Annotated in this window: 24 protein-coding genes; 14 read left to right on the forward strand and 10 right to left on the reverse strand. The window is 72.7% G+C overall.

What is annotated here, in order from left to right; translation table 11 throughout:
• Window positions 1-17: 17 nt before the first annotated feature.
• From HS048_RS08110 to coaA, 6 genes are all read right to left on the reverse strand, one after another.
• Window positions 18-1277, reverse strand: a complete 1260-nt coding sequence (locus tag HS048_RS08110) for a sensor histidine kinase (RefSeq protein ID WP_196466591.1) — start codon at window positions 1275-1277, stop codon at window positions 18-20.
• A 172-nt stretch (window positions 1278-1449) separates the two neighbouring features.
• Window positions 1450-2166 carry an ABC transporter permease subunit gene (locus HS048_RS08115; protein WP_068896569.1) on the reverse strand — a complete coding sequence of 239 codons (717 nt, stop codon included), beginning with the start codon at window positions 2164-2166 and terminating at the stop codon, window positions 1450-1452.
• A 1-nt stretch (window position 2167) separates the two neighbouring features.
• Window positions 2168-3082, reverse strand: coding sequence for an ABC transporter ATP-binding protein (locus HS048_RS08120; RefSeq protein ID WP_068896571.1), 915 nt, complete (start codon window positions 3080-3082; stop codon window positions 2168-2170).
• Window positions 3079-3990, reverse strand: coding sequence for an ABC transporter permease (locus tag HS048_RS08125; protein WP_196466592.1), 912 nt, complete (start codon window positions 3988-3990; stop codon window positions 3079-3081). Before HS048_RS08125 ends, HS048_RS08120 begins: the two co-directional genes overlap by 4 nt.
• Window positions 3983-4888: an ABC transporter ATP-binding protein gene (locus tag HS048_RS08130; RefSeq protein ID WP_068896573.1), complete on the reverse strand. Its 906-nt coding sequence runs from the start codon at window positions 4886-4888 to the stop codon at window positions 3983-3985. The genes HS048_RS08125 and HS048_RS08130 overlap by 8 nt, the downstream gene beginning before the upstream one ends.
• A 98-nt stretch (window positions 4889-4986) precedes the next feature.
• Window positions 4987-5922, reverse strand: coding sequence for a type I pantothenate kinase (gene coaA, locus HS048_RS08135; protein ID WP_191893961.1), 936 nt, complete (start codon window positions 5920-5922; stop codon window positions 4987-4989).
• A 154-nt stretch (window positions 5923-6076) separates the two neighbouring features.
• Between coaA and HS048_RS08140 the strand changes: the two genes are divergently transcribed.
• From HS048_RS08140 to tsaD, 11 genes are all read left to right on the forward strand, one after another.
• A complete protein-coding gene (locus HS048_RS08140) occupies window positions 6077-7489 on the forward strand; it encodes an alkaline phosphatase PhoX (protein WP_068896574.1) in 1413 nt (470 codons plus the stop codon).
• A 169-nt stretch (window positions 7490-7658) separates the two neighbouring features.
• Window positions 7659-8018 carry a holo-ACP synthase gene (locus HS048_RS08145; RefSeq protein ID WP_068896575.1) on the forward strand — a complete coding sequence of 120 codons (360 nt, stop codon included), beginning with the start codon at window positions 7659-7661 and terminating at the stop codon, window positions 8016-8018.
• Window positions 8019-8028: 10 nt separating this feature from the next.
• Window positions 8029-9531 carry an NAD(P)H-hydrate dehydratase gene (locus HS048_RS08150; protein WP_196466593.1) on the forward strand — a complete coding sequence of 501 codons (1503 nt, stop codon included), beginning with the start codon at window positions 8029-8031 and terminating at the stop codon, window positions 9529-9531.
• Complete coding sequence (gene alr, locus HS048_RS08155; RefSeq protein WP_068896577.1) at window positions 9528-10655, forward strand: alanine racemase; 1128 nt, start codon at window positions 9528-9530, stop codon at window positions 10653-10655. Before HS048_RS08150 ends, alr begins: the two co-directional genes overlap by 4 nt.
• 12 nt (window positions 10656-10667) lie before the next feature.
• Window positions 10668-11741, forward strand: a complete 1074-nt coding sequence (locus HS048_RS08160) for an alpha/beta fold hydrolase (protein ID WP_068896578.1) — start codon at window positions 10668-10670, stop codon at window positions 11739-11741.
• Window positions 11742-11877: 136 nt separating this feature from the next.
• A complete protein-coding gene (gene tsaE, locus HS048_RS08165) occupies window positions 11878-12333 on the forward strand; it encodes a tRNA (adenosine(37)-N6)-threonylcarbamoyltransferase complex ATPase subunit type 1 TsaE (RefSeq protein ID WP_068896579.1) in 456 nt (151 codons plus the stop codon).
• 163 nt (window positions 12334-12496) lie between these two features.
• Window positions 12497-13096 (forward strand): hypothetical protein, encoded by a 600-nt coding sequence (locus HS048_RS08170; protein WP_068896580.1) that lies wholly within the window; start codon window positions 12497-12499, stop codon window positions 13094-13096.
• Between the two features lie 6 nt (window positions 13097-13102).
• Window positions 13103-13669: a class F sortase gene (locus HS048_RS08175; RefSeq protein ID WP_068896581.1), complete on the forward strand. Its 567-nt coding sequence runs from the start codon at window positions 13103-13105 to the stop codon at window positions 13667-13669.
• Between the two features lie 156 nt (window positions 13670-13825).
• Window positions 13826-14509: a tRNA (adenosine(37)-N6)-threonylcarbamoyltransferase complex dimerization subunit type 1 TsaB gene (gene tsaB / locus HS048_RS08180; protein ID WP_068896722.1), complete on the forward strand. Its 684-nt coding sequence runs from the start codon at window positions 13826-13828 to the stop codon at window positions 14507-14509.
• Window positions 14506-15075 carry a ribosomal protein S18-alanine N-acetyltransferase gene (gene rimI, locus HS048_RS08185; RefSeq protein WP_374058755.1) on the forward strand — a complete coding sequence of 190 codons (570 nt, stop codon included), beginning with the start codon at window positions 14506-14508 and terminating at the stop codon, window positions 15073-15075. The genes tsaB and rimI overlap by 4 nt, the downstream gene beginning before the upstream one ends.
• The gene (tsaD, locus tag HS048_RS08190; RefSeq protein WP_068896582.1) at window positions 15068-16099 is read left to right on the forward strand and encodes a tRNA (adenosine(37)-N6)-threonylcarbamoyltransferase complex transferase subunit TsaD; all 1032 of its coding nucleotides are present in this window, start codon (window positions 15068-15070) and stop codon (window positions 16097-16099) included. The genes rimI and tsaD overlap by 8 nt, the downstream gene beginning before the upstream one ends.
• A gap of 165 nt (window positions 16100-16264) precedes the next feature.
• Here tsaD and HS048_RS08195 read toward each other — a convergent pair whose 3' ends face one another.
• Window positions 16265-17341 carry an alkene reductase gene (locus HS048_RS08195; protein WP_068896583.1) on the reverse strand — a complete coding sequence of 359 codons (1077 nt, stop codon included), beginning with the start codon at window positions 17339-17341 and terminating at the stop codon, window positions 16265-16267.
• A 106-nt stretch (window positions 17342-17447) separates the two neighbouring features.
• Here HS048_RS08195 and HS048_RS08200 point away from each other — a divergent pair, with 106 nt between their 5' ends.
• A complete protein-coding gene (locus tag HS048_RS08200; RefSeq protein ID WP_196466594.1) occupies window positions 17448-17954 on the forward strand; it encodes a MarR family winged helix-turn-helix transcriptional regulator in 507 nt (168 codons plus the stop codon).
• Between the two features lie 178 nt (window positions 17955-18132).
• Here HS048_RS08200 and HS048_RS08205 read toward each other — a convergent pair whose 3' ends face one another.
• From HS048_RS08205 to HS048_RS08215, 3 genes are all read right to left on the reverse strand, one after another.
• Window positions 18133-19671, reverse strand: coding sequence for a hypothetical protein (locus HS048_RS08205; protein ID WP_068896585.1), 1539 nt, complete (start codon window positions 19669-19671; stop codon window positions 18133-18135).
• Window positions 19672-19862: 191 nt separating this feature from the next.
• Window positions 19863-21029, reverse strand: coding sequence for a class I SAM-dependent methyltransferase (locus HS048_RS08210; protein WP_068896586.1), 1167 nt, complete (start codon window positions 21027-21029; stop codon window positions 19863-19865).
• Window positions 21030-21074: 45 nt separating this feature from the next.
• Window positions 21075-21773: a Uma2 family endonuclease gene (locus tag HS048_RS08215; RefSeq protein WP_196466595.1), complete on the reverse strand. Its 699-nt coding sequence runs from the start codon at window positions 21771-21773 to the stop codon at window positions 21075-21077.
• Window positions 21774-22567: 794 nt separating this feature from the next.
• Between HS048_RS08215 and groES the strand changes: the two genes are divergently transcribed.
• Together groES and groL are read left to right on the forward strand one after the other, a co-directional pair.
• Window positions 22568-22879, forward strand: coding sequence for a co-chaperone GroES (groES, locus tag HS048_RS08220; protein WP_068896587.1), 312 nt, complete (start codon window positions 22568-22570; stop codon window positions 22877-22879).
• Between the two features lie 92 nt (window positions 22880-22971).
• Window positions 22972-24594, forward strand: a complete 1623-nt coding sequence (gene groL, locus HS048_RS08225) for a chaperonin GroEL (RefSeq protein ID WP_068896588.1) — start codon at window positions 22972-22974, stop codon at window positions 24592-24594.
• Window positions 24595-24829: the final 235 nt, after the last annotated feature.

Below are 24829 nucleotides of genomic sequence, written 5' to 3' on the forward strand. Positions count from 1 at the left end.
GGATGCGAGTCCTGCCGTCAAGGGGTCGCGGACCGGCTTCCCCCGGAGGCGGGCGCCAGCGGGAACGCTGCCACGACCTCGAAGCCGCCGTCCGGCCGGGGGCCGTGACCGATCGTCCCCCGGTACAGCTTGACGCGTTCGGCCATGCCGACCAGGCCGTGCCCGCGGGACGCCCCGGGCCGGGCGGGCGGGCGGCCGTCGTCGGCGACGCGCACCGTCAGTTCGTCCGCGCCGTAGGCCAGGGTGACCTCGGCCCGCGCGGGGCCGGCGTGCTTGAGCACGTTGGTGAGGCACTCCTGGACGATCCGGTAGGCGCACAGATCCAGCCCCGGCGGCAGGGGTCGCGGTTCGCCGGTGATCCGCATGTCCACCGGCACGCCGGCGGCCCTCAGCCGTTCGGCGAGCGGGCCCAGCCGCCCGACCCCGGGTGCGGAGGCGTACTTCTCGCCGTCGCCGCTGTTGTCACCGCTGCTGCTGCTGCCGCTGCCGCCGTCGTTGTCACCGCTGCCGCCGCCGTCGACGCGGAGCAGGGACAGCAGGCGGCGCAGTTCCTCCATGGCCTCACGCCCGGTGTCGGCGATCGTGGTCAGCGCCTCCCGGGCCGTCCGGGGGTCGGAGTCCACGACGTAGGAACCGAGGCCGGCCTGTACCGACATCACCGAGATGTGATGGGCCACGATGTCGTGCAGCTCGCGGGCGATCCGCACCCGCTCCCGGGTGACCGCCCGCCGTTCGCGGTCCTCCTGTTCCTGCCGGAGCTGCTCGGTCAGCTCGGCCAGGCGCCGGTTGCGATCGGCGAGTCTGCGGTTGCCCAGTCCGAACGTGCAGGTGGCCACCGAGAAGGCCAGCCCCTGGGCGGCGTTGAGCAGCACCGCGCCGTCCGCGGCCATGACCCCGGCCCACCACCACAGCGCCGTCGCCAGGCCCGCTCCGGCGAGTACGGCCGGCAGCGGGCGCTGGACGACGACGGTGTAGAGGGCGAACAGGCAGGAGAAGTTGTCCGCGCTGGGCCGGTAGCCCAGCGCGTGGTGGACCGCGGCGGCGGCGACGCAGCCGAGCAGCACGGTCAGCGGGGCCCGCCTGCGCACGGCGACGGGGAGATTGGCCGCGCAGGTCAGCGCGGCGGATACCGCGTCCGGCCCCCGCCATCCGCCGCTGCGGTCGTTCGCCTCCCAGATCAGCGTGAACGCGGTGAGCGCGACGGCGAGCACCGCGTCCACCGTGTGAGGGCTCGTCCTGCCCGCACGGCCCGCCAGTGCCGCCATCGTCGCCCGCATCTGCGCATGTTAACCAAACCGGGCCGATCGCCCCTCGGGCGACGAACCGCCCGAGAGGGCGTGGGGCTCACCCGTCGCCGGTGCGCGAGCGGCGGCGAGCCGGCCGAGGGGCCGTACGGCTCACTCGCCAGGCGAGAAACCCCCGCAGGCGCTGTCCCGCCCAGACGACGGATCACTCGTCGCCGGTGAGCGAGAAGCTCCGCAGGCGCTGTCCCGCCCAGACGACGGCTCCGGCCGTGACGAGCAGCAGGGCCGCCGCGGCGAAGCCGAGCGTGATCTCGGTGGTGAGGAAGGCGGACGACGACACCTGGTCGGCCACCGTCTGGGCCCACTGCTGGATGGAGAACCGGCGGGCGCCGGGGACGAAGTTGCCCACCACGCCCTCCCAGATCACCGCGTAGGCGATGCCGATCGTGACCGCGTGCCGGGTGACCGTGCCCAGCAGCATGAACACCGCCGCGTAGGCGACGCCCCCGATCAGGGCGCCCAGGGCGAAGCCGGACGCCACCCCGGACTCCAGGCCGATCAGCAGGTAGGCGGCGGCGAAGGTCGGCACGGCGGCGAAGACCGCGACGACCGAGGCGGCGACCAGGAACTTGGTCTGCGCGATCACCGGCCGGGAGATCGGCTTGGCCAGCAGGTGGACGACCGTCCCGTCGTCGATCTCCGGGGCGATCACACCGGTGCCCGCGATGAGGCCCAGCAGCGGCAGCATGGTGCCGACGGCGAAGGTCTGCAGGAGCATGACCGCGGCCCGCTCCCCGCCTGCGTCGACCACGCGCAGCAGGACGGCCAGGGCGAGCAGCACCGCGGGGAGCAGCACGAGCAGCCAGACCCGGCGGCGGCCGAGCAGCGCCCGGTAGGAGATCTCGGCGATGACACCGTTCATGTCAGCTGCTCCTGTTGATCAGGTAGGAGAAGACGCTCTCCAGGTCTTCGTCGGCCGGGGAGACCTGCCAGATCCGCACGTCCGCGTCCCGCGCCAGGCGGGGCAGCAGCCGGGTGAAGCGCCGGAAGTCCACCGCGTGGACCTCCAGGCCGGCCTCGGTGAGGGAGACGGACCCGGCGGAGGCGTCGGCGATCAGGGCCGAGGCAAGGCGGCGGTCGTCGCTGGAGCGGACCCGGAACAGGTGCGGCCGGTCGGTCATCCGGCGGCGGATCTCGCGGAAGTCGCCGGAGGCGGCGTGCCGGCCGGCGACCAGGACCTCGATGTGCTGGGCGACCCGCTCCACCTCCTCCAGGATGTGCGAGCTGAACAGGACGGTCCTGCCCTCCGCTCCCATGGAGCGGACCAGGTCCATCAGGTGCATGCGCTGGCGCGGGTCCATGCCGTTGAACGGCTCGTCCAGCAGGAGCACCGCGGGGTCGTGCACCAGCGCCGCGGCGACCTTCACCCGCTGGCGCATGCCCTTGGAGTAGGTCTCGATCCTGCGGTCGGCGGCGGCCTCCATCTCGACCAGCGCCAGCGCCTTGCCCGCGGCGCCCTCCGGGTCGGGCAGGCGGTGGAGCCTGGCGCTGGAGAGCACGAACTGCCTGCCGGTGAGGAAGCCGTAGACGGCCTCGCGCTCGGGCACCAGGCCGATCGAGCGGTAGACGTCGTGGTTGCGCCAGATCGCGGTGCCGTCGAGGGTCACGGTCCCGCCCGAGGGGGCGAGGAAACCGGCCATCATGTGCAGCAGGGTGGACTTGCCCGCGCCGTTGGGACCGAGCAGGCCGGTGACGCCGGGGCCGATGGTCATGGTGACGTCGTTTACCGCCACCACGTTGCCGTACCAGCGGGAGACCTGGGCCAGTTCGATGTTCATCGCGAGGCCGCCTTCCGGTAGCGGATGACCAGGGCGGTCACCGAGAGTGCGATCAGCCCGAGCATGATCGTGATCGCGGCCGCCACGCCGATCCCGGTCGGGTAGGAACCGGGGGCGGAGGGCTCGGCGCCGAAGATCCCGACCTGGACGGCCGCGTCCACGAGGAAGAACGGGTTGATCAGCCAGGCCCAGGCGGCGGCGTCGTAGTCGTTGACCGACTCCATCACCGCGGCGACGACGGTCGAGACGCCGGAGGCGAGCAGGTAGAGCGCGATGACCGCGGCGACGCCGAGGCCGCGCCGGGGGGTGAACGAGGCGACCGCCACCCCGACGCAGGCCAGCAGCACCGCGTAGCAGACGGCGCCCGCCATGCTCGTCAGGTAGCCGCCGGTGTCCGGGGGACCGGGCAGGTCCACCACCATTTCCCCGATGAACAGCGTGGTCAGCGGTACGGCCAGCAGCAGGAGCATCGCGGCCGTCATCGCGGCCAGCTTCGCCCCGACGTAGTCCCAGAGCGTCACCGGGCGCGACAGGTAGAGCGGCAGCACGCGGAAGCGCAGGTCGGGCGCCACGGTGTACGGCGCCTGCGCGGCGAGGAAGATCGCGAGCACGGCCTGCATGATGACCGCGTACTCGGTGTAGCCGGCCATCTTCTGCTTGGCCACCGCCATGACCGCGATGGAGACCACGGCCGGCAGCATCATGGTGCCCACCAGCAGGAAGGGGATGATCTTCGCGCGGGCCGGGCGGCCGAGGCCGAAGACCCCGCGCAGGGTGTGCACCGCCAGCGCCGCGGTGGCGGGTCCGCGGCCGGTGCGCGGGCCGTCGTAGTGGCGGTACCCGATGTCGTGGATGACGCCCGCGGGGGCGCCGCCGAGGCTCGGGGTCCCGGGTGAGAGGTCAGACATCGGCGGGCTCCCTGAAGACGTCCTCGATGCGCTGGCGGCCCTGCTCCATGCGGATGAGGCTGAGGTCGAGGTCGCAGACGGCGTCGCGGACGGTGTCGTAGGTCTCCGGGGCGCGCACCTCGACGAGGAGCGTGCGGCCCGCGGCGGTGACGGTCTCACCCAGTCCGGCCAGGTGCGCGGCGAGCACGTCCCGGCCCTCCTCGACCTCGACCGTGACGGTCCGCGTGGTCTGGGTGAACTCGGAGATGGCGGAGGAGCGCAGCAGCGTGCCGCCGTCGATCACGATGACGTGGTCGCAGATCCGCTCCAGCTCGCCGAGGAGGTGGGAGGTGACCAGCACGCTGATCCCGAACTCGGTGCCGATCCGGCGGATCAGGGCGAGCATCTCGTCGCGGCCCTGCGGGTCGAGCCCGTTGGTGGGCTCGTCCAGGAAGACCAGCTTCGGGTCGTGCACGAGGGCCTGGGCCAGCTTGACCCGCTGCTTCATGCCGGTGGAGTAGCCGCCCATCGCGCGGTAGCGCTCCTCGTACAGCCCCACGTGGCGCAGCACGTCGGCGGCGCGCTCACGGGCGGCGGTGCGCGGCAGCCCGGACATCCGGGCCAGGTGCACGGTGAACTCGGTGGCGGACAGGTCGGGGGGCAGGCAGTCGTGCTCGGGCATGTAGCCCACGACCCGGCGGATCTCGGCACCCTGCGCCGTCACGTCCATGCCGAGCACCTGCGCGGCCCCTTCGGAGGGTTCGAGCAGGCCCAGCAGGATCTTGATGAGCGTGGACTTGCCCGCGCCGTTGGCGCCGACCAGTCCGGTCACCCCGGGACCCACGGTGACGGTGAGCCGGTCGAGTGCCGTCACCCGGGGGAATCGCCTGCTGAGCCCCTCGGTGGCGAGGATAGTCATGATCGGACGATATCCGCCGGGGGCCGCCGCCGCCTCGGCCGTCCGGACGACCCGACCCTCGTCCGTAAGGTCGGGGAGAACCCTGATCCGGGCAGGGGTCAGACGCGGCGCAGCCGTACCCGGCTGATCGAGTGGTCGGCGCCCTTGCGGAGCACGAGGCCGGCGCGGCCCCGGGTGGGGGCGATGTTCTCGACGAGGTTGCGCTCGTTGATGTCGCGCCAGATGTCCCTGGCGAACGCGGTGGCCTCCGCGTCCGACATCTCGGCCAGGTGCCGGAAGTAGGACTTGGGGTCCTCGAAGGCGGTTCGGCGGAGTTTGTGGAAGCGGTCCACGTACCAGTCGCGGATGTGCTCGACCTTGGCGTCCACGTAGATCGAGAAGTCGAAGTAGTCGTTGACCGCCAGCGCGGTCGGCGGGGCGGGCTGCAGGACGTTGAGGCCCTCGACGATGAGGATGTCCGGCCGGCGCACGGTCTGCACGGCGCCCGGCACGATGTCGTACTCCAGATGGCTGTAGACCGGCGCGGTCACCTCGGGCAGCCCCGCCTTGACGTCGGCCACGAACCTGACCAGGGCCCGCCGGTCGTAGCTCTCCGGGAAGCCCTTGCGGTGCATGATGTCCCGCTCGGCGAGGACCCTGTTCGGGTACAGGAAGCTGTCGGTGGTGATCAGCTCGACCCGTGGGTGCTCCGGCCAGCGGGCCAGCAGGGTGTGCAGGAGCCGGGCGGTGGTGGACTTGCCGACCGCGACGCTCCCGGCGATGCCGAGGATGTACGGCGCGGGCTCCCGGCCGGCGCCGAGGAAGGTGTTGACCGCGGCGTTGCGCTGCCTGGCCCCGGTGAAGTGCAGGTTGAGCAGCCGGGTCAGCGGCAGGTAGACGTCGGTCACCTCGGCCAGGTCGATCGGGTCGTCGACGCCCCGGAGCTCCTCCAGTTCGTCCTCGGTGAGCGTGAGGGGAGTGTTCTTGCGGAGCTCGCTCCACTGCTCCCGGCTCAGCTCCACGTACGGCACCGCCGCGTCCCACCCACCTGCCATGGTCCGAAAGCCTACTGACCGGTCGGGCACGCCCCGCCGCCGGGCTCCGCCGGGTTTCCCGGCCGCCCCGGCCGATTGTCGACATGTGCCCTATGACCGGCCGATGACTCGGGATTAACGTGGCGTGAACCCTCCGGACCCAGGGAGTCGCGCCATGGACCGTCGTCGTTTCCTCGCCGGAACAGCCCTCACCGTGGCAGGGGCGGCCGGTCCGTTCGCCGGGGTCGCCCGGGCGGGGCGGAACGGGGAGCTCCGTCCCGGGGGCGGGTACGGGCCGCTGACCCCGGTCCCCGACGAGCGGGACGGCGCGGTCCGGCTGCACCTGCCGGAGGGGTTCCGGTACCGCTCGTTCAACCCGGCCGGCGAGGCGTTCACCGACGGCACGGCCACGCCCGGCAGGCACGACGGCATGGCCGCGTTCCGGGGGCCGCGCGGGACCGCGATCCTGGTCCGCAACCACGAGGTCAACGGTCCGGTCGGGGCGTTCGGCGACCCGGCGAAGGCCTACGACCCGGCGGCGGGCGGGGGCACGGCGACGCTCCAGGTCACCCGCGACGGCCGGGTGCTCCGGTCCGGGCCCAGCCTGACCGGGACCCAGATGAACTGCTCCGGCGGGCCGATGCCCTGGGGCGCCTGGGTGAGCTGCGAGGAGACCGTCAACGGGCCGGACGTCGGCGACGACTTCACCGGCCAGGACAACACCAGGCTTCAGCGCCGGCACGGCTACATCTTCGAGGTGCCGCTCGACGGCCGGGCGGGCGGGCCGATCAGGAGCGCCGGGCGGTTCGCGCACGAGTCGGCCGCGTTCGACCCGTCGAGCGGGGCGGTCTACCTCACCGAGGACAACTTCGCCTTCGCCTCGGGCTTCTACCGCTACCTGCCGCCGAGGCATCCGCTGCGCGCCGGGCGGATCCTGGACGGCGGCCGGCTCCAGATGCTCGCCGTACGGGGCGAGCCGGGCAGGGACCTCTCGCTCGGGCAGCCCTCCGGGGCCCGCTACCGGACCTCCTGGGTGGACATCGAGGACCCCGACCCGGAATTCACCGGCAGGCCGGGCAACGACACCGCGATCCAGGCCGTCGGGAACCAGGGGCGGGCCCGGGGCGCGGCGCTGTTCTCCCGGCTGGAGGGGGCGGTCCACCACCACGGCACGATCTACTTCGTCTCCACCCAGGGCGGCGCGACCGCCTCCGGCGACAGCCCGCCCGGCGGGTTCGGCAAGGGACGGGGGCAGGTCTGGGCGTACGAGACGTGGAGCGGCCTGCTGCGGCTGGTCTACGAGTCCCCCGGTTCGGTCGTCCTCGACCTCCCCGACAACGTCACCACCAGCCCGCGGGGCACCCTGGTGCTGTGCGAGGACGGAGGCGGTGACAACTACCTGCGCGGCCTGACCCGGCACGGCGAGGTCTTCGACTTCGCCCGGCTGGCCCCCGTCGCGGGCGACGCCGGCGCCGAGTTCGCCGGCTCCACCTTCGGTCCCGGCGGCCACACCCTCTACGTCAACGTGCAGTCCTCCCAGGGCGTCAGCTACGCGATCTGGGGCCCCTGGCGGCGCGGCGGCTTCTAGCGCCCGGCACCGCCGCCCGGCCGAAGGGCGGGCGGCCGCGACCCGGTCCGCCGTACCGGTCGGGGACGGCAGGGCCGGACCGGTACGGCGGCCGGGTACGCGGCGGTCAGCGGGCCGGGGGCGGGGGAAACCGGGCGGGAGCCTCCCGGGGGCCGGTTAGCCTGGGCGGGTGATCGTGGGGATCGGTGTGGACGTCGTGGACGTGGCCAGGTTCGGGGCGACGCTGGAGCGGACGCCCGCGCTGCGGACGCGGCTGTTCACCGAGCGGGAGCGCGAGCTGCGGCTGGAGTCCCTGGCCGCGCGGTTCGCGGCCAAGGAGGCCGTCGCCAAGGCGCTGGGGGCCCCGCCCGGGCTGCTCCACGTGGAGGCCGAGGTGGTGACCGCCGAGCACGGCCGTCCGGAGCTGCGGGTGACCGGCCGGGCCGCCGAGGTCGCCGCGATCCTGGGCGTGGTCCGCTGGCACGTCTCGCTGACCCACGACGGGGGCGTCGCGGTCGCCTACGTGATCGCGGAGGGCCGGGCCCCGTAGATTGGGCGGAATGCGGACGGCATACACCTCCGACCAGATCAGGGCGGCCGAGGCGGCGCTGATGGCGACGCTGCCCGAGGGCACGCTGATGGAACGCGCGGCCGCCGGGCTGGCGGCGGTCTGCGCCCGGACGCTCGGCGGCACGGCCGGCCGGGTGTACGGCACGCGCGTCGTGCTGCTGGTGGGCGGCGGCGACAACGGCGGCGACGCCCTGTACGCCGGGGCCCGGCTGGCGGCCCGCGGCGCGCGGGTGGACGCGGTCCTGGCCGGGTCGCGGGTGCACTCGGCCGGGCTGGCGGCCCTGCGCCGGGCCGGCGGCCGGGTGCTCGACGGCCGGTTCGAGCGGGTCCGGGCGCTGGCCGGGGCGGCGGATCTGGTCGTGGACGGGCTGGTCGGCATCGGCGGGACGGGGGCGTTGCGGGAGCCGTACGCGACGCTGGCGCGGATCACCGCCGGCGCCGCCTGCCCCGTCGTCGCGGTGGACGTGCCGAGCGGGGTGGACGCGGACGACGGGCGGGTCGAGGGGGAGGCGGTCCGGGCGGACGTCACGGTCGCCTTCGGGGCACTCAAGGCCGGGCTGCTGGTCGATCCGGGTGCGGGGTACGCGGGCCGGCTGGAGCCGGTCGGCATCGGGCTGGAGCCGTACCTGCCGGACGCCGGTGTGGCCGCGCTGACCGCCGGGGACGTCGCGCTGCTGCTGCCGAGGCCGGACGCCCGGTCCGACAAGTACCGCCGGGGGGTCGTCGGGATCGTGGCCGGGAGCCGCCGCTACACGGGCGCGGCGGTGCTGTGCGTGGGGGGCGCGGTCCGCGGCGGGGCCGGGATGGTGCGGTACGCGGGCGCGGCCGAGCCGGTGGCCGGGGTGCGGGCCCGCTGGCCGGAGGCCGTGGTCACCGAACTGGCTCCGGGCGAGGGGGTCGGCGGGGTGGGCCGGGTGCAGGCCTGGGTGCTCGGGCCCGGGCTCGGCACGGACGCGGACGCGTTCGCGGTGGCCCGGTCGGTGCTGGCGGGCGATCTCCCGGTGCTGGTGGACGCCGACGGCCTGACGCTGCTCGCCGAGGACCGGTCGCTGCTCCGGCGCGACGCCCCGACGTTGCTCACCCCGCACGCGGGAGAGCTGTCCCGGCTGCTGGGCGTGGACCGGGCGCGGATCGAGGAGCGGCGGCTGGAGCACGTGCGGCGGGCCGCCGCGGAGCTGGGCGCGACCGTGCTGCTGAAGGGGTCGACCACGCTGGTCGCGCAGGAGGGACGGCCGGTCCGGGTCAACCCGACCGGCAGCCCCTGGCTGGCCACCGGCGGCACCGGCGACGTGCTGGCCGGGCTCGCGGGCGCACTGCTGGCGGCCGGGCTGGACTGCTACGACGCGGCCTCGTGCGCGGCGTACCTGCACGGCGTCGCCGGGCAGGACGGGCCGCTGGCCGCCGGGGACGTCGCGGAGGCGCTTCCGGGCGCGGTGAGGCGGGTGCTGAACGGGCTCCGGCACGAGGACGGAGCTGCCAGACTGGAAGGATGAGCTTCCCGATGACCCCTGCCGAGGCGCGGGTGGACCTCTCGGCGATCCGGGCGAACGCCGCGCTGCTGCGGGACGGGGCGTCCGGTGCCCAGGTCATGGCCACGGTCAAGGCGGACGGCTACGGGCACGGCATGGCGGCCTGCGCGCGGGCGGCCCTGGAGGGCGGCGCCGACCGGCTCGGCACCGCCTCCGTCCGGGAGGCTCTGGCGCTGCGGGCCGAGGGCGTCACCGCGCCGGTCCTGTCGTGGCTCATCCCGCCGGGGGAGCCGCTGGAGGAGGCCGTGGCGCGGGACGTGGAGCTGGCCGCGGGCGCGCCGTGGCTGGTGGACGAGATCGCGGAGGCGGCGGGCCGGGCCGGGCGCCCGGCCCGGGTGCACCTGAAGGCCGACACCGGCAACGGCCGCGGCGGCGCGACCGCCGCGGACTGGCCCGCCCTGCTGGACCGGGCGCTGGCCCGGCAGGCGGAGGGGACGGTGGAGATCACCGGTCTCTGGTCGCACCTCGCCTGCGCCGACATCCCGGGCCACCCGTCCGTCGCGGCCCAGCTCGACGCCTTCGACGAGGCGCTGGCCGTGGCGGAGAAGGCGGGGGCGGGGGGTTCGCACGTCATCCGGCACATCGCCAACTCCGCGGCGGCGCTGGCGGTCCCGCGCGCCCGCTACGACATGGTCCGGCCGGGCATCGCGGTCTACGGCCTGAGCCCGATCCCGGAGCTGGGGGATTTCGGGCTTCGCCCGGCGATGACGCTGGTGGCGAGGCTCGCGCTGGTCAAGAGGGTGCCGGAGGGTTCCGGAGTGTCCTATGGGCACCTTTATGTCACAGATTGTGAAACCACGCTTGGCCTTGTCCCCCTCGGGTATGCGGACGGCATCCCTCGGCACGCCACCAACCGGGCGGAGGTGCTCGCGGGAGGCCGCCGGCGGCGGATCGCCGGTCGGGTCTGCATGGACCAGTTCGTGATCGACGTGGGAGACGACCCGGTGACGGAGGGAGACGAGGTGGTCCTGTTCGGCGACGGTTCGCGGGGCGAGCCGACCGCGCAGGAATGGGCGGATTCCCTCGGCACGATCACGTATGAGATCGTGACCGGGATCGGTTCACGCGTACCGCGCGTTTACCGGTAAAGGGGGTGCGCGATGGCTACCACGACACGACGCAGGGTCGGGATCGCGAGTGCGGTCTTCGGTGCGGCGTCCGCCGGAGTGGCGGCGGCCGCGTTCGCCAAGCGGTACGCCGTGGGCAGGATCAGGCTCCGTCCCGACCTGGAGGCGAGCGAGCCGCTGGGCGAGCTGCGCGGCAGACCCGTCACGATCACGACCTCCGACGGCGTCTTCCTGCACGCCGAGGTCGACGGGCCCGAGGACGCCCCGCTGACCGTGGTGCTCTGCCACGGTTACACGCTCAACCTGGACTCCTGGCACTACCAGCGCCGCGACCTGCGCGACTCCTACCGCCTGGTGCTGTGGGACCAGCGCTCCCACGGGCGTTCGCAGCGCACCCGGGTCGACGACTCCACGATCGACCGGCTGGGCGAGGACCTGTACGAGGTCGTCCAGGAACTGGCCCCGGGGCCGTGCGTGCTCGTCGGCCACTCCATGGGCGGCATGACGATCATGGCGCTCGCGGACCGGCATCCCGAGCTGTTCGGCGACCGGATCAAGGGCGTGTCGCTCATCTCCACCTCCGCCGGCAAGCTGGCCGAGGTCTCGCTGGGCCTGCCCGCGCTGCTCTCCAAGGCGGTGCACATGATCACTCCGAGCACGGTGGCGCTGCTCGGCCGCCGGGGCTCGCTGGTGGACAAGGGCCGTCAGGCCGGCAGTGACGTGGCCTTCCTGGTCCTGCGCCACCTGGGCTTCGGCGACTCCGAGAACGTCAGCCCCACCGTGGTCGACTTCGTCGAGTCGATGATCCGCTCGACCCCCTTCGAGGTGATCGCGGACTTCTATCCGGCGCTGATGTCGCACGACAAACTGAGCGCGCTGGGCGTCCTGGACGGCGTGCCGACCTCCATCGTGGTCGGCGACGGCGACTGGCTGACGCCGGTGGAGCACAGCAAGGCGATGGCCGCGGCCCTGCCTCGCGCGTGGTACACCGAGGTGCCGGACAGTTCGCACCTGGTGCAGCTGGAGCGGCCGGGCGCGGTCAACGACGCGCTGCGCGACCTGCTGAAGCGGGTGGCGGCGGACGCCGAGGACGCCGCGGAGCAGTAGCCTCCGGTCCGGGAGGGACCGGTCCGCCGGGGAACGGCCGGACGTGGACGGGCGGCGGCCCGGCACTGGCAGAGACGCGACATGGGCAGCGGCCCGGCACGGGCAGAGGCGCGATGTGAGCAGAGGGGAGTGAGCGGTGAGGATCGTGGCGACCGCCGAGGAGATGCGGGAGCTGGGCGCGGAGCTGGCCGGACTGCTGCGGCCGGGGGACCTGGCGGTGCTCTCCGGCCCGCTGGGCGCGGGCAAGACGACCCTGGTCCAGGGCATCGGCGAAGGGCTCAAGGTGCGCGGCCCGATCACCTCGCCGACCTTCGTGATCGCCCGGGTGCACCCCTCGCTGGTGGACGGCCCCGCCCTCGTGCACGTGGACGCCTACCGGCTCGGCGGCGACCTGGAGGTCGACGACCTGGACCTGGACGCCTCGCTGGAGGACTCGGTCACGCTCGTCGAGTGGGGCGAGGGCCTGGTCGAGGGGCTCACCGAGGACCGGCTGGAGATCCGGATCGACCGGGGGGAGGCGGACGACGAGCGCACGGTACGGCTCCGCGGGATCGGTGCCCGCTGGGAGACGGTTCCCTCCCACTTGGTATAGATCATCATGTCCGATGATCGACTCTGACGCGCTTGCCCATGTTTAATGGGGAGCAGGCGGGAAGTCGTGTCAGCCGAGGGTCGTCGGCCGGACTGCGGAGTGGAGTGCGACGGTGCCAAGGGTCAAGCGTGTCGCTGTTCTCGGGGCCATCGCCCTGATCGGGATGACCGGTTGCACGGCCGAGCCGGAGACGGAGAACGCCGCGGCGACCTCCTCGCCCGCCGCCTCCGCGACGGGGGCCGGCCGGGTCGACATCGAGATCCAGCTCCAGCCCGCCCGGGCCGAGGCGGGTGACAAGGTCTGGGTGCTGGCGAACTGCCCGATCCCCCAGGGCGGCCCCGAGCACCGCGGCACCGCCTCCTCGGAGATCTTCCGCACCCCCGTCACGCTCGACCCCATCCTGGTGACGCCCACCCCCGCCCCCGAGGGCACCGCGACGCCCACGCCCCGCCCCTGGGTCCGCGGGCAGGCCACGATCGCCGACGGCGTCGAGCCCGGCGTCTACGACGTCAACGCCCGGTGCGAGGGGACCAACGACACCGGTACGGCCGACCTGCGGATCGTGGCGGACAGCACGCCCAGCGCCAAGCCGACCACGACCCGCAAGCCCGTCAGCACCAAGGCCCCGCACACCGGCGGCGGCGGCACCGCGGCCGGCGGACCGGACGACTCGGGCATGCCGATGGGGACCACCGGTCTGCTGCTGGCGGCGGCCCTGGCGGGCGGCGTCGGCTTCGCGGTCGTGCGGCGCCGCCGTTCGTAGGTCTCGATGGCCGATTCCCCCCGCTGGTCACGGATCATCGTGGCCGGAGTCCTCACCGGCGCCGTCATGGTCGCGTTCGGCAAGGGCGGCACCGAGGACGACGAGCCCGTGCGGGCCAAGGTGGTGCCCAGCCGCCTGGAGATCCCGTCGCTCGGCGTCAAGGCGCCGCTGATGAAGCTCGGCGTGACCGACGGAGAGGTCGAGCTGCCGCCGTACGAGAAGCCGGACGTCGCCGGCTGGGTCACCGGCACCGCGGTCCCCGGCGACGAGGGGCCCGCGGTCATCCTCGGGCACGTCGACACCAAGGACGCCCCCGCCGTCTTCTACAAGCTCAAGAACATGCGCGAGGGCCAGGTCATCAAGGTCGCGCGGAGCGACGGCCGGACCGCCCAGTACCGCGTCGACTCCATCGAGCAGGTCTCCAAGAACGACTTCCCCGCGGACAAGGTCTACGTGGAGGACGGCCTGCGCCTGATCACCTGCGGCGGACGGTTCGACTGGGACCGGAACGAGTACGCCGACAACGTGATCGTCTACGCCACCCTGGTGAAGCCCGCCGACCCCGGGACCTGACGCCGGAGGGGCGGCCCTCCGGCGGATCACCTCCGCAAGGACCTGCGCGTGAACCTGCGCACGGGCCGCTGCCGGGCCCGCACCGGGGTCCGGCAGCGGGCCCGCATCCGGTCTTCGGTGCGGGCCGCGCCGTACGACGGGCTAGGCTTGACGACCGTGCTGGTCCTGGCCTTTGACACCGCGACCCCCGCCGTCACCGCAGCGCTGCACGACGGCACGAGGGTCCTCTCCGAGTCGACCACCGTGGACGCGCGCCGCCACGGCGAGCTGCTCGTGCCCGCGATCGAACGCGTCATGGCGGAGGCCGGAGCCTCGCTCGCCGACGTCACGACGATCGTGGCGGGCTCCGGCCCCGGTCCCTACACCGGCCTGCGGGTCGGCCTGGTGACCGCCCAGGCCCTGGCCACCGCCCTGGGGGTGCCCGCGTACGGCGTGTGCACGCTCGACGCCCTCGCCTACGGCAGCGGCCTGTCCGAGCCGTTCCTGGTCGCCACCGACGCCCGGCGCAGGGAGGTCTTCTGGGGCCACTACGCCGACGCGCGGACCCGGTTGTCCGGGCCCGCGGTGGACAAGCCCCAGGACCTGCCCGGCGACCTGCCGGTCGTCGGCGCCGGCGCGCGGATGTACGCCGAGGTCGTCGGCGCCTCCCGGCTGGCCGACGCGCCCGGGTACCCCGGTGCGGGGGCGCTGGCCGCGCTGGCCGTCGCCCAGCTGGGGCAGCCGGACCTGGCGGAGGTCGTGGCGGCCGGCACGCACCCGGTGCTGAGCCCGCCCCGTCCGATCTACCTGCGCCGTCCCGACGCCCAGGTGCCCTCCGCGCCGAAGAAGGTCACCAGGTGAGCGAGGGGCCCGGCACGGGTGCGGCCCACGGTGGGGACATCGGGAGCGGCGAGGGCACCGGATCCGCCGAGGGCGCCGGGAGCGGAGAGGGCACCGGGTTCGCCGTAGGCGCCGGGGGCGCGGTGCTCCGGCGGATGACCGCCGACGACCTGCCCGCGGTGATGGAGCTCGAACGGGAGACCTTCCCCGCCGACGCGTGGAGCGAGGGCATGCTCCGCGGTGAGCTGGCCGACCAGCCCCGGACCCGGCACTACGTGGTGGCCCTGGCCGGCGGCAGGATCGTCGGCTACGCGGGCCTGGCCGCCGCGGGGGACCAGGCCGACGTGCAGACCATCGCCGTCGCCGCGGGCCACCGCAGGGCCGGGATCGGCGGCGCCATGCTGGCCGAGCTGCTGGCGGAGGCCGTACGGCGGGGCGCCCGCTCGGTCTTCCTGGAGGTCCGCGCCGACAACCCGGAGGCCCAGGCGGTCTACGACCGGTTCGGTTTCGAGCGCATCGGCCTGCGCCGGGGCTACTACTCCGACGGCACCGACGCGATCATGATGAAGAAGGATCTCAATGCGTGACGAACCTCTGGTCCTGGGGATCGAGACCTCCTGCGACGAGACCGGCGTCGGCATCGTGCGGGGCCACACCCTGCTGGCCAACACGATCGCGTCCAGCGTCGAGGAGCACGCCCGCTTCGGCGGAGTCGTCCCCGAGGTGGCCTCCCGCGCGCACCTGGAGGCGATGGCGCCGACCGTCGAGCGGGCCCTGGAGCAGTCCGGCCTGCGCCTGTCCGACATCGACGCGGTCGCCGTGACCGCCGGTCCCGGCCTGGCCGGGGCGCTGCTCGTGGGCGTGGCGGCGGCGAAGGCCTACGCGCTGGGCATGGGCGTGCCGCTCTACGGGGTGAACCACCTGGCCGCCCACGTGGCCGTGGACCAGCTCGAACACGGCGCCCTGCCCAAGCCGTGCATCGCGATGCTCGTCTCGGGTGGGCACTCCTCGCTGCTGCTGGTACCGGACGTGGCGCGGGAGGTCATCCCGCTCGGCTCCACGGTGGACGACGCGGCAGGCGAGGCGTTCGACAAGGTGGCCCGGGTCCTCGGGCTGCCCTTCCCGGGCGGGCCGCACATCGACCGGGTGGCCCGGGAGGGGTCCGGCACGGCCGTGGCGTTCCCCCGGGGCAAGTACGACGACGGGACCCTGGACTTCTCGTTCTCCGGCCTGAAGACGGCCGTGGCCCGGTGGGTCGAGGCCAGGGAGAAGGCCGGTGAGCCGGTCCACGTGCCCGACGTGGCGGCCTCGTTCCAGGAGGCCGTGGTCGACGTGCTGACCCGCAAGGCCCTGGCGGCCTGCCGGGAGCACGGGGTCACCGACCTGCTGATCGGCGGCGGCGTGGCGGCCAACTCGCGGCTGCGGGCGCTGGCCCAGGAACGCTGCGAGGCGGCGGGGGTCCGGGTGCGCGTCCCCCGTCCCGGCCTGTGCACCGACAACGGCGCCATGGTGGCGGCTCTGGGCTCGGACCTGGTCGCCGCCGGGGTGTCCCCGTCCCCGCTGGACATCCCGGCCGACTCCTCCCTGCCGATCACCACCGTCCACGTCTGAGCCGACCGCCCGCCTCCGACCGCCCGCCTCCGACCGGTCGTGACCTGACTGGCCGTGACCTGACCAGCCGTGTGGCCGCCCGTGACCTGACCGTCCGCGGCGGGCCCTCCGCGTCGTCCGAGCTCCCGTCCCGGCTCCGGGCCGGCTCCGCCCCGGAGCCCGCTCTCAGCCGAGGGCGGGCTCGCCGGCCGGGTGGAGGGAGAGCGCCGGGTAGTCGGTGTAGCCGCGGTGGTCGCCGCCGAAGGCCGTGCTGAAGTCGGGCTCGTTGAGCGGCGCGCCCAGACGGAGGCGGAGCGGCAGGTCGGGGTTGGCCAGGAAGTACTTGCCCAGCGCCACCAGGTCCGCGCCCCGGCCCAGCCACCGGTCCGCGGCCTCGGCCGGGTGGGCGGCCGAGGGGTCGTTGACGATGAGCGCGTTCGGCCACAGGTCGCGGATCCGCCCGTCGATCTCCTCGGACCCGCCCGCCAGATGGTGCACGTAGACGAGATCGAGTTCGGCGAGGGCGGACAGCAGCGCCGGGTAGACCACGTGGGCGTCGTCCTCCACGATGCCCTGGACGCCGGTGGCGGGGGAGATGCGGATGCCGACGCGGTCCGCGCCGATCGCCTCCACGACCGCCCGGGCGGTCTCCACGGCGAACCGGATCCTGCCCTCGACGGATCCGCCGAAGCGGTCGTCGCGCAGGTTGACGTTCTGCGACAGGAACTGGTGGATGAGATAGCCGTTGGCGCCGTGCAGCTCGACCCCGTCGAAACCGGCGTCCACGGCCCGCCGGGCGGCGTCCGCGAAGTCCTGCACGGTCGCCTCGACCTCGGCGGTGGTCAGCTCCACCGGGACGGGGAGGTCCTGCATGCCGTTCGGGGTGAAGATCTGCTCCGCGGCCGGCACGGCCGAGGGCGCGACGGGGAGCGTGCCGGTGTTGTCGGGATGGCCGATCCGGCCGGCGTGCATGAGCTGGGCGAAGATCCGCCCGCCCGCCGCGTGGACGGCGTCGGTCACCTCGCGCCAGCCCGCGACCTGCTCGTCGGTGTGCAGCCCCGGCGTGTTCATGTAGCCCTTGCCGGCCGGGCTCGGCTGGATCCCCTCCGTGACGATCAGACCGGCCGACGCGCGCTGGGCGTAGTAGAGCGCGGTGAGGGAGGACGGGATCCCGTCCACATAGGCCCGGGACCGGGTCATGGGGGCCATCACCAGGCGGCTGGGCAGCTGGAGGCGACCGAGTTCGAAGGCGCTGAACGGCATGGCTCTTCCTTTCTTGGACGACCAACTTGGCCGACCAATGGTTAGTTCTACAACTTGGTCGACCAATATGCAAGCGGTAGGCTGATCCGGGAAAGGGAGGGGCGACATGGCGGAGCCGATGACGGTGGAGGGGGCGGTCCATCCGACGGCGTGCGGCACGGAGGGCCTCGACGGGCTGAGCTGCATGATGGCCCAGACGGCGCGGGGCCACCGGGTGCTGCTCGCCGCGCTGCTGGCGGAGATCGACCTCTACCCGGGGCAGGACCGCGCCCTGAGCGCCCTGTGGGAGAACGGGCCGCAGTCGCAGAACGCGCTGGCCAGGATCCTCGGCATCGACGTGTCCACGATGACCAAGATGCTGCAGCGCCTGGAGCGGAGCGGGTTCGTCAGCCGGAGCCCCTGCCCCGCCAACCGCCGCATCAGCATCGTGAGCACGACGCCGGCGGGTGACGCCCTCCGTCCCGAGGTGGAACGGGTCGCGGCGGAGCTCCACCGCCGGATGACCCGCGGGCTGACCCCCGAACAGGTCGAGACGCTGCTCTCGCTGCTGGACACGGTGCGGGAGAACGTCTGCCCCGAGGCGATGTCCGGCGACGGGGCCTGCGGCCTCTGACGACGGGGCCTGCGCCCTCTGCCGCGGGCTCTCAGCGCTTCCGCCTGCGCGCCGCACCTCTGCCGCGGGCTCTCAGCGCTCCCGCCTGCGGGCTCGCCGACGGCGGCTCCGGCCTCCGGCAGCGGAAGGCCCCGGTCCTCCACCGTGAGGACCGGGGCCTGGAAGCGGTGCCCGGACGTCAGTCCTTCGTGCGGGTGGGCCGCAGGAGCGCCTCGGCCAGGGCGAGCATGGTCTCCTCCAGCGCGCCGAGGCGGCGGGTGAGGTCGGTGCGGACGGGGTCCACGATCTCGCCGAGGGCCTCGGCGAGCTGCTCGCGGTCGGGCTGGGCGCGGAGCATGTCGGCCAGCGGGGCGAGGGCGGCCTCGGCCTGGGCCAGGCGCTCGTCCAGGGTGTCGAAGCGCTGCTCCTGCCCGTCGGTCTGGGCGGAGATGAGCTCGCCGACGCGCTTGTGGACCTCGCTGATGTTGAGGGTGGCGGGGAGCTGGCTGACCCGCTGGTTGACGGCCTCGACGTGGTCGTCGACGGCCTCCAGCTGCTCGCCGGCCTTCTCCGCGCGGCTGTCCAGCGCGCACAGGCGGGCGTCGACGACGTCGATCCGGCTCGTGACGCGGCCCTCGATCTCGTCGAGGCGCTCGTCGAGGCCGTCCAGCCGGCCGTCGTGGCGGGTGCCGGTCTCGCCGATCCGGGCGTCCACCGAGGCGATGCGGGAGTCCACACCGCCCAGACGGGTCTCGACGCCGCTCATCCGGCCGTCGATGTCGGCCAGGCAGCCGTCCGTGGTCTCCAGCCGGCCGTCCACCGAGGCCAGGCGGCCGTCCAGCGAGACCAGGCGGCCGTCCACCGCCGCCAGGTGGTCGCCGATCCCGGCCAGGCGGCCGTCGGCGGTCTCCAGGCGGCCGTCCACCGAGGTCAGGCGGGTGTCGACCCGGTCGATGCGGCTCTCGACGCCGTCCACCCGGTCGTCCACCCGGACCACCGCCTGCTCGACCTTCCCGCTCACCTGCCCGATCGCGTCGAGAAGGCGGCCGACGGCGGCGTCCACGGACTCCCGCACCCCCGCCGCGAGCTCGGCCAGGCCGTTCTCCACGCGCTCGGTGCGCTGGGAGAGCTCGGTGAGCGACTTGTCCAGGCGGGTGAACCGGCCGGCCGCGGCCTCCATGTTCTCCTGGAACTGGCCGAGGCGCCCGGCGAACTCGTCCATCCGGTCGCCGACGCCTCTGGTGCCGTCGAGGACCGACTGGAGGCGGGTGAGCGCCTCGTCCATGTTCTCGCCGACGGTGCCGAGGTCGGCCCAGAGGCTCGGCAGCTCCTCGACGGGGGTGACCCGCTCCCCGACGGTGTCGATGCGCTGGCCCACGGAGTCGATCCGCTGCCCCACCGAGCCGACGCGCTCGCCGACGGCGTCGACGTGGTCGCGGACCGCCTCGACGTGCTGGGCGAGTCCCTCCGCCCATGTCGGAGGCCGTACGGCGATGTCGTCCAGGCGACCGTGGACGGATTCCAGCGTGCCGTTCAGCCCGCCGAGCTCGCGTTCCCTGACCTCGCGCAGCAGCCACTCCATGCCTTCGAGCCGCTGGCGGATCTCGTCCAGCACCGCACCCTGCGTGCGCTGCTCGTAGACGTGGTCCTGGGCGGCGCGGGCGAGGAGCTCCCGCATCCGGTCGGAGATGGCGGTCTGGCCGCCGGCCTGCAGCAGGGTCTGATTGGAGTGATCCACCGAAAAGCTCCTTCACTCGCCGACGGTCAGCCGCGCGGTGGGATTGGTCCGGCTGTTGTTAAACGCGGTCGAACCGCTGACGGGAACGACTCCCGGGGCGCAACGATAGCGCCTGGATCAAGGTTTTTCGAATCCGGCTTTAAAAGATCGCGATTGTCGACGGATTTCCCGGATTTACGGTTCCGGGCAGATCAGCACGGGTCGCAAACAAGGACAAAAGGCCTGTCGATGACTCGGGTGAGAATAACCGTTGTGAATTTCTTTCCGGAAAGGCGGAGGTCTTTCCGGAGCCGCTCGACGTCGACCGCGGATCCACGTTTCTTGATCGTCACGTTCCCGACGCCGCGCTCCCGGAGCACCGCCCGCAGCCGCTTGAGCGAGAACGGCAGCACCTCGTGCACCTCGTAGCGGGACGCCCACGGGGTCTCCGCGAGGGCGTCGGAGGTGATGTAGGCGATGTGCGGGTCGATCAGGCGCCCGCCGACCAGCGCGGCGACCTCCGCGACGAGGTGGGACCGGATCGCCGCGCCGTCCGGCTCGTAGACGTAGCGGCCGATGGGGCCGACCTCCGCCGGGCCGAGGCCGGCGCCGGGCGTCATCGTCAGGCCGGACGGCAGCATCGTGGCCCGCCGCTCCACCTCGCCGGCCAGCGCGCCCGCCCAGATCACGGCCTCCTTGACCTCGCCCCGGTGGGAGACCCACTCGGCCTCGGCCCCGGCGGGGATGAACTCGTACGGGATGCCGGGGGCCACCTTCAGGCAGGCCGCCCGGGCCGCGGCGACCATCCGGAGCACCTCGGGCCAGGCCGGGGAGTAGGCCAGGGGGTCGAAGGTCCTGCCGCGCGCCGTACGGCGGGCCGGATCGGCGAACAGCACGTCGAAGGCGGCCGGGTCGACCGTGTCGGCGCCGGCCGCGCGGACCGTGACGCGGTCGCCGAACCCCAGGGCGTCGGCGTTGGCCCGGGCGACGGCGGCGGTGAGCGGGTCGGCGTCCACGGCCTCCACCGTGCAGCCCGCCCTGGCCAGGGCGAGCAGGTCGCCGCCGATGCCGCAGCAGACGTCGGCGACCCGGGAGCCCGCGGGGATCCGCCGGGCGCGGTGGTCGGCGACCTCGCGGCGGGTGGCCTGCTCCAGGCCATGGGGGGTGAAGTACATCAGGTCGGCGTCGGCGCCGAACTTCTCCCGGGCCCGCCGCCTGAGCACGGCCTGGCCGAGCGCCGCCGAGGTGAGATCGGCGTCGTAGGTCTTCCTGAGCCGGGTCACGGCCGCCACGGGGTCGTCCCCGGCGAGCTCGGCCGCGGCCTCCAGGGCCTCCTGGCCGCGCGGCGTCAGCAGCTCACGGAATGCGTCAAGGTCCACGCCGCCCGACGCTACCGCCTCATGCCCGCGGGGAGACGCGACCGATCACCCGGAGGCGCCGCCCCGGCTCAGCAGGCCTACCAGGTCGACATCGATGGGAAAGGGCACTTCGAGGGAGAGCCGACCATGATGGATGCCGGTGGGGACGTACGACTGGGTGGTGGGGTCGAGCTCGTACACGTACACGACCGGTTTGTCGCTCTCATCTTCGATGAGCCAGAAATGAGTGATTCCTGCCGCTGCGTAGCGTTCCGGCTTGATTTTGCGGTCGCGGAACTTCGACTCGGGTGAGACCACTTCGACCGCCAGGTGGACTTCGGCGGGGGTGTAGGACGTCCGGCTGTTGTCGTCGGCCACGCGGGCATCGATCACCAGTACGTCCGGGCAGGGGCGCTGGAACTTGTTGATCTTTATGTCCATCTGGCTGACCGCGGCGAGGTGCTCCGGAGCCTGGGCGTCGAGGCGGTCGGTGAGCCCGCGGATCAGTCGTTCGTGGAAGCGCTTCTGGGGGGATATGAAGATGAGTGCTCCATCGAGGAGTTCGACGCGTCTGAAGAAGCCCGGCTCGCCGTGGGGCCCGTCCTGGGGAAGGTTGTCGAGGTCATCGGCCGTCCAGCCGCCGGGCGGGGGGTGCGGCCAGTCGGCGAGCAGGTAGTCGGCGTCGCGTACCGTGGCCAACGCGTCGCTCATCGTGCCGGTCATGTCGTTCACCGTAGCGTCTTTCCCGTTACCGTTCGTGGTCATCAGGTCACATTCCCGTCGGTGCCCGGTCGTCTCCCCGTATGTTCCCCCGATCCGGGCGGCGCGGTCAGGGATGGGGGCGGGTTTCATGATGCGGATATGCCTTTCTTTGTCGTGATGTGAGGCATGCCGGAGCGAGAGCGGCTCCGGGTTCCGTGCGGGCGGGGGCGCCGGACCTCCGCGGTGCCCCGGGAATTCACCCGTGGAGGGCTCCGGGGGCTCCGGATCGTTTCGTCTTGTCGAATCTTTGCCGTTCAGAAGGAAAACTCGGAGGTCGCACGGTCCGGGGATGCCTGTCGCGGGGAAAAGGGTGTGAATCCGTACGCCGGCCCATGACCGGTGTTCGCGTGTGTTTCATATGTGTGAACCGGTCGTCCGGTGATTGTGGTGACGGATAAGGGAGGTGTGTTTTCCGCCCGCGATTTCTCCGGGGACGCCGTTCGGGATGCCGTCCGGTGGCGGATGGCGGGACGGCACGATGTGCGGGTGCGGGTGCGGGTGCGGGTGCGGGTGCGGGGATCGTCCGCGATGCGGGGAGCCGCCGGTGCGGGCGGAGGAGTCGCCGGCCCGGACGGGTGGAACCGCCGGTCGCGGGGCGCCGGGAGGGCGGCGGCGTTCGCCCGAAGCGCAGACAGGGCGGTTCGTGTTGACTGTCAAGGCCTCCTTGCATACTGTTCCGTATTGGCACTCTCCCCTTGAGAGTGCCAATCCATGCGACGAGGTCAGGTCTGGCACCCGCGACGGCAGACCGCTGGTCGCCTCTTCTAGATCATTCATATCTGAAGGGGAGGTCCGACGTGACGACCGCCACCAAGGTTCCCGTTAAGCCGCTCGGCGACCGCATCGTGGTCCAGCCGCTCGAGGCAGAGCAGACCACCGCTTCCGGTCTGGTCATCCCGGACACCGCCAAGGAGAAGCCGCAGGAGGGCAAGGTCCTCGCGGTGGGTCCGGGCAACTGGGACGAGGAGGGCGAGAAGCGCATCCCGCTCGACGTGAGCGAGGGCGACATCGTTCTCTACAGCAAGTACGGCGGCACCGAGGTGAAGTACGGCGGCGAGGAGTACCTCGTGCTCTCCGCCCGTGACGTGCTCGCGATCATCGAGAAGTAGTTCACGCTTCACCTGAGATGACGTATCGAGCCCCGGGCCGCTCTCTGCGCCCGGGGCTTTGATGCGCCGACGTGCTTTCAGAGAGGACTGTCATGCCGAAGATCCTGTCTTTCGAGGAGGACGCGCGCCGCGCTCTCGAGCGTGGTGTGAACGCCCTGGCGGACGCCGTCAAGGTGACCCTCGGCCCGCGTGGCCGCAACGTCGTCATCGACAAGAAGTTCGGTGCGCCGACCATCACCAACGACGGTGTCACCATCGCGCGTGAGGTCGAGCTGGAGGGGCCGTACGAGAACCTCGGCGCCCAGCTGGCCAAGGAGGTCGCCACCAAGACCAACGACATCGCCGGTGACGGCACGACCACCGCGACCGTCCTGGCCCAGGCGATGGTCCGCGAGGGTCTGCGCAACGTCGCCGCCGGGGCCCAGCCGCTCTCCCTCAAGCGCGGCATCGACCTCGCGGCCAGGACCGTCAGCGACAAGCTGATCGAGTCCGCCCGCCCGGTCGCGGACAAGAAGGAGATCGCGCACGTCGCGACGATCTCCGCGCAGGACGCCAAGATCGGTGAGCTGATCGCCGAGGCGTTCGACAAGGTGGGCAAGGACGGTGTCATCACCGTCGAGGAGTCCAACTCCATGGGCATGGAGCTGGAGTTCACCGAGGGCCTGCAGTTCGACAAGGGTTACCTGTCGCCCTACATGGTGACCGACCAGGAGCGGATGGAAGCGGTCCTGGAGGACCCCTTCATCCTGATCCACCAGGCCAAGATCACCTCCGTCGCGGACTTCCTGCCGCTGCTGGAGAAGGTCGCCCAGACGAAGAAGCCGCTGCTCGTCATCTCCGAGGACGTCGAGGGCGAGGCCCTCGCGGTCCTGGTGACGAACAAGATCCGCGGCACCTTCACCTCCGTCGCCGTCAAGGCGCCGGGCTTCGGCGACCGCCGCAAGGCGATGCTGCAGGACATGGCCATCCTCACCGGCGGCCAGGTCGTCAGCGAGGAGGTCGGCCTCAAGCTGGAGCACGTCGGCACCGAGGTGCTCGGCACCGCCCGCCGCGTCGTGATCACCAAGGACAACACCACGATCGTGGACGGCGCCGGTGACGCGCAGGCGATCGCGGACCGCGTCAAGGAGATCAAGCTCGCCATCGAGCAGTCCGACTCCGACTGGGACCGCGAGAAGCTCCAGGAGCGCCTCGCGAAGCTCTCCGGCGGCGTCTGCGTGCTGAAGGTCGGCGCGGCCACCGAGGTGGAGCTCAAGGAGAAGAAGCACCGCCTCGAGGACGCCATCTCCGCGACCCGCGCCGCGATCGAGGAGGGCATCGTCTCCGGCGGTGGCTCCGCGCTCGTGCACGTCGCCAAGGTCCTGGGCGACCTGGACCTCACCGGCGACGAGGCGACCGGTGTCGCGGTGGTCCGCAAGGCGCTCATCGAGCCGGCCCGCTGGATCGCCGAGAACGCCGGCCTCGAGGGCTACGTCGTGACCTCCAAGGTCACCGAGCTCTCCGTCGGCCACGGCCTCAACGCCGCCACCGGCGAGTACGGCGACCTGATCGCCCAGGGCGTCATCGACCCGGTCAAGGTCACCCGCTCGGCCGTCCAGAACGCGGCCTCCATCGCCGGCATGCTGCTGACGACCGAGGCCCTCGTGGTGGACAAGCCCGAGGAGGAGGCCCCGGCCGCCGGCGGTCACGGCCACGGTCACGGCCACGGCCACTGATCTCCGTCAGGACCCGGTACGGCCCGCACCCCTCCCGGGGTGCGGGCCGTACGTTTTCCGGGGAAATCCGAAAGTGCGGCAAAGGGTCCGGCACGGCCGGTGTTACGGCTTGCGGGCCATATAACGAATAACCGACATATTTGGCAATCCACAGAAATTTCCGGCGAGGTGAAAAATCTCAGTGTAGCCGGTTGATTACCGTTCGCTGCCGCCGCCTCAATGTGACCAATCCGTA

It is taken from the genome of Planomonospora sp. ID91781 (genome assembly GCF_015711595.1).
In the GTDB taxonomy this organism is placed as follows: domain Bacteria; phylum Actinomycetota; class Actinomycetes; order Streptosporangiales; family Streptosporangiaceae; genus Planomonospora; species Planomonospora parontospora.